We start from the raw sequence: 13463 nt of genomic DNA on the forward strand, positions 1-13463 counted from the left end.
GTTTTTGCCCGCCCTCTGTCTATTAATCTTTAGTAATTATTCGTTTTACAGATTTAGCAATTGCTAACTCTTCATTAGTGGGAATCATCAAAACCTTGACGGTTGAGTCTTTGGCACTAATTACCCGTGGTCCGTTTCCATTATTGTTGCTATCTTCGTCGAGTTTAATACCTAATACAGCAAGTCGATCAATGATGTCTGTTCGTAAGGAGGCTTGATGCTCACCAATACCAGCGGTGAATGTGATGACATCCAAGCCACCTAGTTCGGTGAAATAGCCGCCAATATACTTCACAGCAGAGTTGATAAACATATCATACACTAATTTAGCTCGCTGGTTTGTAGGGGCATTAGACACAATGTCACGCATGTCAGCTGAAATGCCAGAAACGCCAAGTAAACCTGATTTTTCGTTGAGAATATCAATAATTTTGTTAGCATCTACATGTAATTCGTCCATCAGGAATGGGACAACGGCCGGATCAACGGAACCAGACCGGGTTCCCATTGGCAGGCCTTCAAGAGGTGTAAAGCCCATAGAAGTATCATAAGGTTTACCATTTTCACTTGCAGTTATGGATGCACCGCCACCAAGGTGTAAAGTGACAAGTTTGATGTCATGATAGTCTTTTTTAAGAAAGTTTGCTGTTTTGTGCAAAATATATTCATGGCTAATCCCATGTTCACCGTACTTACGAATTTGGTACTGTTTGGAATAATCGTAAGGGATAGCATACAAGGCGTTTTGCTCAGGCATGTCTAGATAGAATTTGCTATCAAAAACAGCAATTTCGGGCGTGGATTTTGGCAAAACCTTCATAAGGGTTTCGATACATTCCACTTGAACTGGATTGTGCAATGGTGCGTATTTATTTAAGGATTTTAACTCGCTTAAATTTTTTTCAGTGATTTGAGTAGGTTGTTTAAAAGTGGTGGCACCGGCAACTACACGATGACCCACAGCGGCAATTTCCGCCACATCCTGAATTAAATGCAGATGCTTCAGTTGATCAAAAAGTAATTCCACACCTTGCTGATAAGTTAAATTAGCAATTTGTTCGGTAAACTTTTCGCCGTTTCGAACAATGGTGAAGATTGCTTCAGGGGTTTTCATTCGTTCCATAACGCCCTTGTTAATGAGAGAAAGGTCATCAAGTCCGAAAAGCTGCCATTTTAGTGAAGAGCTACCGGCATTGAGAACTAATATTTTTTTCAAAATACGCACACTCCTATTTATATTTCATCTTAAAATTTGATCCAAATTGATTATTATAACTTCAGTAAAAAGTGTAGCACAGTTTCGAGTCTGATAAATAGAATTAATAGGAAAGAAAATAAATGAAAGGGCTTTTAGAAAAATAACTGGGTTTCGAAAGGTCTTACTTGGTATAATAAAAGTGTTGACTATTAAAATCAGTGGAGGGGGAATGCTAAATGGCAACTTTAAATGACGTCGCTAAACTTGCAAATGTCTCGAAAATGACCGTTTCGAGAGTTATTAATCATCCAGATAAAGTGACGGATGATTTAAAACAATTAGTTTATCAGGCAATGCGCGAAGTAGACTATCATCCAAATGTTGCGGCAAAAGCGCTGGTGAATAATAGTACTCGAATTATTAAATTTTGCGTCCTTGAAGATATTGATACAACAGAACCTTATTATATGAACTTAATGATTGGAATTGCCCGCTCGCTCGATGCGCAACAGTACTCGTTGCAATTAGTGACTAGACGAAATTTTGATATTGGTAATTGTGATGGGTACGTGATCACGGGAATGCGCAAAAAGGATTTTGATTGGATCGGCGAGTTGAAAAAGCCATTGGTTATTTTTGGCGAAAATCGATTTGGATTTGACTATGTGGATACAAACAATAAGGCCGGAACGTTTATGATCTCTAATTTGGCTTTAAAACGAGGTTATGAACGGCTGATTTTTATTGGCATGGACAGCCGAGAGTCATTTGAATATTCTCGTGAGGCTGGCTATTTACAACTTTTACAGGAAAATCAGATGGTTTCTGAAATTCACCGTTTTGATAATCATAGTCATCTTTCCCAACAGTTTGTGATTGATAACTGGGATAAATTCGAACCCAATACTTGTTTTATCTGTGCTTCAGATAGGCTTGCTTTGGGAGCAGAGCGGGGGATTGAAAGTTGTGGCGGCTTAATCCCCAAAGATTATGGGGTGACTGGTTTTGATGGCGTATTTTTAAATCAGGTCGCGTTTCCACAAATTACGACAGTCAAACAGGCTATAGTAGAAATGGGAATGGCCTGTGGTGACAAACTTTTAGATAAAATTGTGAATCACATTCAAACCTCAGGTTCTTTAATGTTTGAACCTAAAATTAGTGTGGGTGGCACCATTCGCGTCAATGTTAAATAATGTTACCGGTAACATGCACGATAAGCCTTGCAATTAGAGGGCTTATTTTTTATGCTTTCAATGAAAAGGTTTTCAAAGAGGGGCGGTTGCAATGGATGAGTGGTATCAAGAATCAGTAATTTATCAAATATATCCTAAGAGTTTCAAGGATTCTAATAATGATGGGGTTGGTGATTTACCTGGAATAACGGAGAAATTAGACTATGTCCAACAGTTAGGGGCAAATACAATTTGGTTAAATCCAATTTTTGTTTCGCCACAAATCGACAATGGGTATGATGTTTCTAATTATTTTGCGATTGATCCATTGCTTGGAAACATGGATGATTTTCAAACAATGGTTAAAGAAATTCACAAACGAAAAATGCATTTAATATTGGATTTGCCGATTAACGACACCTCGGATCAACATCCTTGGTTTCAAGATGCGGTCAAAAATAAAAATAGTATTTTTCGCGGATATTATATTTGGGCTGAAAATCAAGATAAACGGCCAAACAACTGGGGATCCTTTTTTGGTGGCAGTGTTTGGGAACCGGACCCAAATGGCGGTTCCGAATATTATTGCCACATTTTTGATAAACGAATGCCAGATCTGAATTGGAAAAATCCAGAAGTGCGCAAATCGATGGCTGATATTGCCAAGTTTTGGATTGATAAAGGAGTAGACGGGTTCCGATTAGATGCATTTATTCACATTGCCAAAGCTAATTTTGGACAAAATATTTTAAACCAAACAGAGGATTACCCGGTGGACTCCTCATTTTATGCCAATTTGCCAGAGGTAAAACTTTATTTAGAGAATTTCATCAAGCTTGTCAAAACGTACAAAAATGATGTTTTTTTCCTTGGTGAAGCTTCTTCAGCAGATGCCTATCAAGCTGCTGAGTATACGCGTCCTGATAATTTTGGTTGTGATATGGTGGTGACTTCTGACAACTATGGTGAGGAATATCCATTGAAAGATCCCAAAATTCCTATGTTTTTCCAACCGCGCCAATTGAGTCTCAAACGACTAAAAGAAACTTTTTCAATTTGGGAAGCCGTTTTAGAAAATATTAGTTTACCAGCTTTAACTTGGGGAAATCATGACATTAGCCGAGTTTTAGATCGATTGCATATTGACCCTAAAGATTCTGACTTGCCGAAAGCTTTGGCAGTATGTATGTATTTGCAGCGGGGAATCCCCATTATCTATTACGGTGAAGAAATTGGGATGCGTAATCTGAAGTATAAAAAGCTCCGTGATTTCCGTGATCAACGGGCCCTAGATTTAATTCAGTTTATGCAAAATCAAGGATATAAGGATGAAAAGATTCTTGAGCTCCTCAATCAACAGGATGAAATGACAGCACGGGGTCCGTTTCAATGGAATGCAGGTAAGTACGTTGGCTTTTCAAATCATCATCCTTGGAACTGGGCAGATCATAATGAAGCTGCAGCAGATACGGCTGTAGAAAATGATGACGGCTTGTTTGCTTTCTATCGAGCAGTTTTAAAAGTTAAGGCACAACCGTTGTTTTCACAAGGAAGTTATCTGTTACTTGAAACAAATTCTAAAATTTATGCGTTTGAACGTGAATTGAACGGTAAAAAAGCATTTGTGATTGTGAATTTTGCTGACAAGGTGCTCAAATATCATGTGCCAACTTTGAAGGTCGTTCATACGCTGTTATCCAATAAGGCTAGTTCACTCGTTGATAATGTGGTGACAATGGAACCAGCTGGAAGTATTGTGATTGAAGAAAAATAAGGGAGATAAAAAAGATGGCAGATGATACAAGTACGGATTTACGGAAGTTACAAATTTATAGTGTGTTTGTGAGAAATCACACGAAGGAAGGAACCTTGAAGGCGTTAGAGCCAGATTTGCCCAGAATCAAGGCGCTGGGGACTGATTTTATTTGGCTGCTACCCATAAATCCAGTAGGTAAAGTGGACCGAAAAGGCAAGTTAGGATCACCTTATTCAATTAAGGATTATCGCAAAATTGATCCCGCCCAAGGAACTTGGGCCGATTTTGTTCATTTGGCAGATAAGATTCATGGATTGGGAATGAAGTTAATGATTGATATTGTGTATAATCACACTTCGCGAGATTCAGTATTGTTAAAAGCGCATCCAGAATATTTCTTGCATGATAAACAGGGAAAACTGTTTAATAAAAATCCAGAATGGTCTGACGTTGCAGAGTTGGACTATACAAATCACGGGTTGTGGGATTACCAAATTGAAACTTTAAAAGAGTATGCGAAAGTTGTTGATGGATTTCGTTGTGACGTTGCTCCCCAAGTCCCGTTGCCATTTTGGTTAGCGGCTCGTAAAGAGGTTGCACAGGTTAAACCAGATATGGTTTGGCTTGCTGAATCGACGGGTGGCGACTACATCCGAGAGATTCGGAGTAAAGGATATTGGATTTCGTCAGATGGTGAGATTTATCGTGCATTTGACCTCGCATACGATTATGACATTGATCAGGATTGGCATGACTATGTATACGGAAAGTCTTCACTGGCTGATTATGTGAAGGTGTTGAATCGGCAAGACCTTACATTTCCCGCAAATTATATTAAAATGCGATATTTAGAAAATCATGACCATGAACGAGCTCATGAGCTTTTTCCCAATTTGAATGATTTGATCAATTGGACGGCATTTTCTGAGTTTCAGAAGGGAGCCACTTTAGTGTATGCCGGACAAGAAGTCGGTATTTCACATACACCAACATTGTTTGATTCAGATAAACTAGATTGGAAAAGTTCCATAGACTTATCACCTGTGATAAAGCGTATGCATGAGCTAAGTCAAGATACAATTCAAGTTAAGGGGAGTTATCACTTAGTAGATTCTGGGAATGATATTGTAAAAGTTGTCTTTGAGACTCACAAAAAGCAGAGACTGGGACTATTTAGTTTAAGAAGTAACAGTGGTCGCGTTAAAACAACCCTTGAAGATGGATACTATGCTAATCTATTTGATGGATCAACAGTAATTGTGAGAAATGGTGTTATTCGAGTTACAGGAGATCCGATGGTTATCGAAACAGGCGAAATAATAAGAAAATAGCCAATTTTATGTGTTAGTTCCTGAATTATTAGAAAAAAGCTGTTACCGTTAACAGCTGGAAAACGCTTGCATAACATTAATTGAGCTGCGTACAATATGTGTTGTAAGAACAAGTTAAAAAATTTTACAGGGAGGTTCTTATCATGAGTCATAAGTTTTGGAAACATCTCGCGACGGTTACGATGGTAGCCGGTGCAGCACTAACATTAGCTGCTTGTGGAAGTAGTTCCGCAAAAAAGAATGTTAAGATCACAATTTTACAAGGAAAGGTTGAAAATAATAAGCAGTTCAAACAAATTGCTGCTCAATATGAAAAATCTCATCCTAATGTAAAAATTGAGGTTACCTCAATTGGTGGTGGTACTCAATATGATCCCGTTTTGAAAACTCGTATTTCATCTGGTAATGCACCAACCATCTTTAGTTTAGCTGGTCCTGCAGATGTTAAGCAATTTAAGTCACATGAAGCTGACTTATCGAATACGAAGGCTGCAAAGGCTGCACAACCAGGAACTTTGGATGCTGTAAAGACAGATGGCAAAACAGTTGGTTTACCATTTAACGTTGAAGGATATGGATTTGTTTATAATAAGAAAGTCTTTAGAGAAGCAGGAATTGATGCAACCAGTTTAACAACTTATGCAAAATTACAAGCGGCTGTTAAGAAAATTGATTCTATGAAAACAAAATTAGGTATCAAAGGTGTCTTTGCTTTACCAGGTAAAGAAGCTTGGATCATGTCAGATCATTTAGCTAACTTATACATCGGTCAAGATTTCAAAGGAAATGCTTTGAAATTATATAATTCAAAGACAATGCCATTTACGAAGAATGCCGATATGAAACAAATGCTTGATTTGCAGAGTACATACTCTATCAAACCAGTAATGCAAATGGATTATTCAGCACAAGTTAACCAGTACTTCTCACAAGGTAAGACAGCTATGATTCAACAAGGTGACTGGATTTATCCAACAGTTGAACAAATTGATAAGAAATTTGCTAAAAACAATGTTGGTATGATTCCAATTCCTGTTAAGGGTGAAGAAGGCAAGTTACCAGTTGGAACATCACTATACTGGGCTGTTAATAAGCAAAAATCATCTGCTGAACAAACGGCAGCAAAGAACTTCTTGGATTGGTTGTATACTTCTAAAGCAGGTAAGAAAGATGTTGTAAACACTTTGCATTTCGTACCAGCTTATAAAGGTTACAGTAATTTCAAGATGGAAGATGCTTTAACACAAACAGTGTTCAAGTACTCAAATGAAAACAAGACCATTGGCTGGGCATTCCCTGGATACACAGGTACTCCATGGGATCCAAATGTTGCACAACCAAACTTACAGAAGTATCTCTCAGGTAAACAAGGCTGGGCTGCAACTGTAAAGAACATGAAAGATGGTTGGAAGAAACAACAGGCAAGTTCGAACTAATAAATAAAAGAGGGTAATGTAACATGAAAAATCGTAGTCTTTCATTTTGGCTGTTTTTAACGCCAACCCTCGTTGCGTTAGCCTTGGTTGTCTTTATTCCGATGCTAGAAGGACTGTTTTATTCCTTTACTGATTGGGATGGATTGTCATTTACCAAAATGGTGGGATTTCAAAATTACATTACGTTGCTTCACGATAAGGCGTTTGTTAACGCCTTTTGGTTTACAGTTGCGTTTGTAATCGTTACCGTCATTGCACTTAACGTAATCGGGTTAGGCTTAGCACTTTTGGTTACACAGAAGTTTAAGGGAAGTAACTTTTTGAGAACTGTGTTCTTTATGCCAAATATGATCGGTGGATTAATTTTAGGATTTATCTGGCAGTTCATTTTCACGCAGGGGTTCAGTGCTTTGGGAAGCGCGCTTCATGCCGGTTGGCTGGAAAACTGGTTAACAACCGAGAACACTGGATTTTGGGGATTAGTTATTGTGACAGTTTGGCAAATGAGTGGTTATATTATGATCATCTATATTGCTTATTTACAGAATATTTCTCAAGAGATTATTGAAGCGGCTGAGATTGACGGTGCTTCCGCTTGGCAAAGATTTACCAAAATCACTTTTCCAATGATTGCACCTGCATTTACAGTTTGCATGTTCTTGACACTTTCGAATGGTTTTAAGATTTATGATCAAAACCTTTCATTAACTGGTGGGGGACCATACAACTCGACTCAAATGTTAGCAATGGATATTGTTAATACAGCTTATAATGCCAGCAACTTTTCGTTAGCTGAAGCAAAAGCAATTGTGTTCTTTATCATCGTTGCGGCAATTTCGTTAATTCAAGTCTTCTATAATCGTAAGCGGGAGGTGGATTTGTAATGAGTAAGAAAAGCACACATTTGATTGCTGTTTTAGGAGCTTTAGTCGGACTATTATGGTTGTTTCCATTTTACATGATTGTTACGAACTCTTTTAAAACACCAAAAGGAATCTTTGCTTCAGTTTTAGCATTACCACATCCATCTACTGGAAGAAATTATGTAAATTCTTTTAAAGCTTTACATTTTATTGGTTCATTGACGAATTCACTAATCATTACGGTTTGCGGTGTATTGTTAATTATTCTTTGTTCATCAATGGCAGCATATGCTTTACAGCGTAACCATAGTAAATTGAGTGGTGCATTACTATTACTATTTATTTCATCAATGTTGATTCCATTTCAATCAGTTATGATTCCGCTGACTGCCAACTTTGGTAGCGTACACGCATTGAATATGTGGGGACTCATGTTCATGTATTTAGGGTTTGATTGCAGTTTGTCAATTTTCCTTTATCAAGGAACCCTTTCAAGTATTCCATTTGCAATGGATGAGGCTGCTGAGATGGAAGGTGCCAGCAGATGGCAAATCTTTTATAAAGTGATTTTTCCAATGTTGAGTCCGATGACTGTGACGGTTGCAATTTTGAATATTATTGCGATCTGGAACGATTATCTATTACCTTCATTAGTATTACCACAGGCACAGTACACAATCCCGTTGCAGATGTTTAATTTCTTCGGAGAATATACAAAACAATGGCATTTGGCGCTTGCCGGAATCACTCTTTCAATTATTCCTGTAATTCTCTTCTATCTCGCAGCACAGAAATGGATTATTAAAGGAGTTACTGATGGTGCGGTTAAATAAGTAAGGAGTTGGGATAAGGATGATTAACCTAAAAACTAAAGGTGGTCAAAAGTTACTGACAGCGGGCAACTGGGCCTGGTCAATTTTTACCATTAACTTTGCTTGGTTTTTAATTAATTTTTCCGTTATTCTGACGGCAATCATATTGGGAAGTATTAATTTAAGCGTAAATTTCGTTATGATTAATTTGATTTTGACGTTTATGTTGGCGATTTTTACCATCCCAAGTTTAATGGCAAGCTTTAAAACAGTTCAAGATTGGCAAATTAATGGGAATGCTTCTTATTTCAAAAAGCAATTTGCAAATTGGATTCAGATGCTGAAAAATTTCAAACTCAATGTAGGATTTGCATTTATGTTTGGTGTGTTGATTCTATTAAATAAGACATTTTTCGGATTTGTATTTCCACATATGTTTGTTTTAACAACGACAGTGATCGTAATCGCGTTGTTGATTACAGAAAGTTTCCAAATTGGAACGAATTCTGACGAAAGCTTTATAGAACTTTGTCTGGATCATCCTGTTAAAATCTTGGGTGCAACAGCGATTTTCATAGCATTATTAATATTAAATTTAGTTTTACAATTAGCATTTTTGATTGTAATTTGCAGTATTTCTCTTTCGGTGTATTTCACTTATCGATTATTTGGCGGAAGAGTGGAAAAGAATGATTGACTTTGGGATGTGAAGTTACCACATCTAGATTGGTTCATAGGATTACCTATGATTACTGAAAGTCAAAAAATTAAAATGAGGGGCGTTTCAGAATGGTACAAATTAATTTAGATCACATTTATAAACGCTATCAAGGCAATACTGACTATTCAGCTAGCGACATTAATTTAGCTATAAACGAAGGTGAATTTATAGTCTTCGTTGGGCCTTCCGGGTGTGGTAAATCAACCACATTACGTATGATAGCAGGTTTGGAAGATATTACTAAAGGCGATTTTAAGATGGACGGCAAAGTCATGAATAAAGTCGCACCGAAGGATCGAGACATTGCCATGGTTTTCCAAAACTACGCGCTTTATCCACATATGTCAGTCTTTGAAAACATGGCCTTTGGGTTAAATATTCGTAAGAATGATAAAGCCGATACCAAGAAACGGGTTGAAGATGCGGCAAAGATTCTCGGCTTAACAGAGTATCTTAAAAGAAAGCCAGCTGCTCTTTCAGGAGGACAACGTCAGCGTGTCGCTTTAGGGCGTGCGATTGTTCGAGATGCCAAACTGTTTTTGCTTGACGAACCTCTTTCAAACTTGGATGCTAAACTCCGAGTCCAAATGAGAACAGAGATTGCTCAGTTACATCAACGACTCGGAAGAAACTTTATTTATGTAACTCATGATCAAGTTGAAGCGATGACGATGGCAGACCGAATTGTTATTATGAATGAGGGCCGTATTCAACAAGTTGGGACACCTGCGCAATTGTATAACGAACCAATCAATAAATTTGTTGCCGGGTTTATGGGTTCGCCAGCGATGAACTTTTTCAAGGTCAAAATTGAAGATGGATTTGCAGTTGGTGAGGACGGCCTTAAAGTTGCCATTCCTGAGGGTCAACTCAAGGTATTGCAAAGTAAAGGGTATGTTGGTAAGAACTTAACGCTGGGGATTCGTCCAGAGGATATCCATGTAGAAGAGGTTGCTTTGCAAACATTCCCAGATGCAATTATCAATGCAACTGTTGAAGTTTCAGAGTTGATGGGTTCCGAATCCATGCTGTATTCACGTACAGGGACAACTGATTTCATTGCCAAAGTAAATTCGCGGGATTACCACGAGCCGGGTGATACTTTAAAAATGGCATTTGAAATGTCAAAAGCTCATTATTTTGATGATGAAACTGAAGAAACGATCATTTAGGTTGAATTATAAAAAGGGATTGGGCGTAAGTCTTGCCTGATTCCTTTTTTTATAGAGGAGGAGATTAAATCATGCTACGAACTTTTGAAATCGATCCGTGGAAAATTGTGACTCATAAGCTAGACAAAGAAAACAAACGACTTCAGGAGTCCATGACCAGCATTGGTAATGGCTATATGGGCATGCGTGGGATGTTTGAAGAAGACTATTCTGCAGATACCTATTCTGGAATATATATTGGGGGCGTCTGGTTCCCAGATAAAACTGTTGTTGGCTGGTGGAAAAATGGCTACCCCAAGTACTTTGGCAAAGTGATTAATGCAGTTAATTTCGATAAGGTCAATGTTTGGTTAAACGAAGAAAAAATGGATTTAGCTAAAACGCCAATTAAAGATTTTGAATTATCATTAAATATGAAAAACGGCATCTTAACCCGTAAATTTACAGTGGTCGAAAAAGGTGCTGAGGTACGGTTTACTATTCGACGCTTTGTAAGCGTTGCCGAAAAAGAATTGTTTGATGTAGATTATCAAATTGAGAATTTAGGCGATCAATCGGTTTCGGTAAAAATAGTTTCCGAAATTAATGCGGATGTTTTTAATGAAGATTCTAATTACGATGAAAAATTTTGGAATGTGAAGACCAAAGATCAAACTCCGGATAGTGGTTATTTGATTGCAGAAACCAAACCCAATAATTATGGTACGCCACAATTTACGGTTGGTATGGAGATGACACACAAGTCTGAACTTAAGGCGATTGAAGAAGCTGTTGATGATCAAAAGGTGGCCAATACGTTCAGTGGATCACTTGATGCTCAGCAAACGACGAATTTCGAAAAACGTGTGATCGTGGTTACCTCCCGCGACTATGACGATGATGCGACTCTTAAAGCTGCAATGCAGAACTTAAGTCAAAAACTGGGCGCAAGTAATCATCAAAAACTGGTCGATGATCAAACGAACGGTTGGGCACAACGTTGGGAAAAAGCTGATGTTCAAGTTTCTGGTGACGATGCGGCCCAACAAGGCATCCGATTTAATCTTTTTCAACTGTTTTCAACTTTCTATGGGGAAGACAAACGGTTAAATATTGGACCAAAAGGGTTCACTGGTGAGAAATATGGGGGTGCTACCTATTGGGATACAGAAGGCTTTGCGATTCCACTGTATCTATCGTTAGCGGATAAAAAGGTTTCAGAAAATCTATTGGAGTATCGTCACAACCAATTGGCAGGCGCGTTTCATAATGCTCGTGAACAGGGGCTCAAAGGTGCTTTGTATCCAATGGTGACCTTCAATGGTATTGAAAATCACAACGAATGGGAAATTACATTTGAAGAAATTCATCGAAACGGCACGATTGCTTATGCAATTTACAATTATACCCGCTATACCGGTGATGAGACCTATCTGAAGACAAAGGGGATTGATGTATTAACTGCCATCTCTCGTTTTTGGGCAGATCGCGTGCACTGGTCTAAACGTAAGGGCGTCTACATGATCCACGGGGTCACCGGCCCAAACGAATACGAAAATAACGTAAATAATAACTGGTACACCAATATGTTGGCGCAATGGACATTAAAATATACACTCGAAAGTTTAAAAAAGGTAAGTTCAGAGAAGTTAAACGAGCTAGATGTGAGCGCAGAAGAGAAACATCACTGGCAAGAAATTATTGATAAGATGTATTTACCAGAAGATAAGCAACTTGGTATTTTCGTTCAAAACGACTGCTTCTTAGATAAGGACTTGAAACCTGTAACTTCAATTCCAAAGGATCAGTTGCCAATTAATCAACATTGGTCATGGGATAAAATTTTACGATCTCCGTACATTAAACAAGCCGATGTTTTGCAGGGAATTTGGTACTTCATTGACCGATTCCCAGAAGATGTCAAAAAACGTAATTTTGATTTTTACGAGCCACTGACGGTTCATGAATCCAGTCTCTCTGCTTCAGTGCATGCTATTTTAGCGGCAGATTTACACTATGAAGATAAGGCCGTTGAAATGTATGAGCGGACTGCACGACTAGATTTGGATAACTATAATAACGATACAGTCGATGGGCTACATATTACGTCGATGACCGGAAGTTGGTTAGCAATTGTCCAGGGATTTGCAGGAATGCGAGTCACGAATAATAAATTATCGTTCAAACCGTTTGTACCAAAGAAATGGACTTCGTATCAATTCCGCATTAATTTCCGCGGACGTTTAATTAAGGTTCAGGTTGATAAAGATGGGACGCAAATTAGTTTATTAAAAGGCGATCCACTAACTGTTGAACTAAATCAACAACCCTTAAAACTTAAAGGAGGCGACTAACGTGCAAGGTGTTTTATTTGATCTTGATGGTGTCATTACTGATACTGCAAAGTTTCATTTTAAAGCTTGGAGTAGGTTGGCTCAAGAAAAGTTAGCCGTCACGTTACCTGCTAGTTTTGAAAGTGATTTGAAAGGGATTAGTCGGATTGATTCTATGAATCGAATTTTAAAGTTCGCGGGGCTTGAAACAAAATATTCTGCTGAAGAAGTCAACACGATGGCTCAGTTCAAAAATGAGTTGTACTTAAATGAAATCAGTAAATTGACACAAAAGGATATTTTGCCTGGAATTGAGAATTTGCTGGATCAGTTGGCTGCAAATAAGATTAAACTCTCTGTGGCTTCAGCAAGTAAGAATGCACCGTTTATCTTGGAAAAACTGGGATTAAAGGATCAGTTTGATGCGATTGCGGATCCTGCCAAAGTGGCACATGGGAAACCGGCGCCTGATATCTTCCTTGAAGCTGCTAGAAAGATCGCCGTTGAACCAAGTCAATGTGTAGGTATTGAAGACGCAAAAGCCGGCGTTGAGGCTATTAAAGCTGCAGGAGCCATTGCCGTGGGTGTTGGTAGTTCTACTGATTTAAACGAAGCTGATACCGTGGTTGCCAATACTGGTGAGTTGACCTATTCAATTTTAGAACAAGCCTTTGGTAAAAAATAATT

At 38.3% G+C, this 13463-nt stretch carries 11 protein-coding genes; 10 read left to right on the forward strand and 1 reads right to left on the reverse strand.

From position 1 onward, the window contains the following. Nucleotides 1-22 precede the first annotated feature (22 nt). On the reverse strand, nt 23-1216 hold the full coding sequence (locus PPA04_RS05435; protein ID WP_057784020.1) for an acetate/propionate family kinase: 1194 nt from the start codon (nt 1214-1216) through the stop codon (nt 23-25). 218 nt (nt 1217-1434) lie between these two features. Here PPA04_RS05435 and PPA04_RS05440 point away from each other — a divergent pair, with 218 nt between their 5' ends. From PPA04_RS05440 to pgmB, 10 genes are all read left to right on the forward strand, one after another. Next, nucleotides 1435-2394, forward strand: coding sequence for a LacI family DNA-binding transcriptional regulator (locus tag PPA04_RS05440; RefSeq protein WP_057784017.1), 960 nt, complete (start codon nt 1435-1437; stop codon nt 2392-2394). A gap of 91 nt (nt 2395-2485) precedes the next feature. Further along, nucleotides 2486-4147, forward strand: a complete 1662-nt coding sequence (locus PPA04_RS05445; RefSeq protein WP_057784015.1) for a glycoside hydrolase family 13 protein — start codon at nt 2486-2488, stop codon at nt 4145-4147. 14 nt (nt 4148-4161) lie between these two features. Then, nucleotides 4162-5460: an alpha-amylase family glycosyl hydrolase gene (locus PPA04_RS05450; RefSeq protein WP_057784014.1), complete on the forward strand. Its 1299-nt coding sequence runs from the start codon at nt 4162-4164 to the stop codon at nt 5458-5460. 143 nt (nt 5461-5603) lie between these two features. Continuing rightward, complete coding sequence (locus PPA04_RS05455; RefSeq protein WP_057784012.1) at nt 5604-6896, forward strand: ABC transporter substrate-binding protein; 1293 nt, start codon at nt 5604-5606, stop codon at nt 6894-6896. A 23-nt stretch (nt 6897-6919) separates the two neighbouring features. Next, nucleotides 6920-7780 (forward strand): carbohydrate ABC transporter permease, encoded by an 861-nt coding sequence (locus PPA04_RS05460; RefSeq protein WP_057784010.1) that lies wholly within the window; start codon nt 6920-6922, stop codon nt 7778-7780. Continuing rightward, the gene (locus PPA04_RS05465) at nt 7780-8592 is read left to right on the forward strand and encodes a carbohydrate ABC transporter permease (protein ID WP_057784008.1); all 813 of its coding nucleotides are present in this window, start codon (nt 7780-7782) and stop codon (nt 8590-8592) included. Before PPA04_RS05460 ends, PPA04_RS05465 begins: the two co-directional genes overlap by 1 nt. A gap of 19 nt (nt 8593-8611) precedes the next feature. Next, a complete protein-coding gene (locus PPA04_RS05470; protein WP_057784006.1) occupies nt 8612-9268 on the forward strand; it encodes a hypothetical protein in 657 nt (218 codons plus the stop codon). 92 nt (nt 9269-9360) lie between these two features. Next, on the forward strand, nt 9361-10464 hold the full coding sequence (locus PPA04_RS05475; RefSeq protein ID WP_057784005.1) for an ABC transporter ATP-binding protein: 1104 nt from the start codon (nt 9361-9363) through the stop codon (nt 10462-10464). Nucleotides 10465-10535: 71 nt separating this feature from the next. Beyond that, nucleotides 10536-12797 carry a glycoside hydrolase family 65 protein gene (locus PPA04_RS05480; RefSeq protein ID WP_057784003.1) on the forward strand — a complete coding sequence of 754 codons (2262 nt, stop codon included), beginning with the start codon at nt 10536-10538 and terminating at the stop codon, nt 12795-12797. Between the two features lies 1 nt (nt 12798). Continuing rightward, nucleotides 12799-13461 carry a beta-phosphoglucomutase gene (pgmB, locus tag PPA04_RS05485; RefSeq protein WP_057784001.1) on the forward strand — a complete coding sequence of 221 codons (663 nt, stop codon included), beginning with the start codon at nt 12799-12801 and terminating at the stop codon, nt 13459-13461. The last annotated feature ends 2 nt before the right edge of the window (nt 13462-13463 follow it).

This window comes from Pediococcus parvulus, assembly GCF_007990205.1.
Classification (GTDB): Bacteria; Bacillota; Bacilli; order Lactobacillales; family Lactobacillaceae; genus Pediococcus; species Pediococcus parvulus.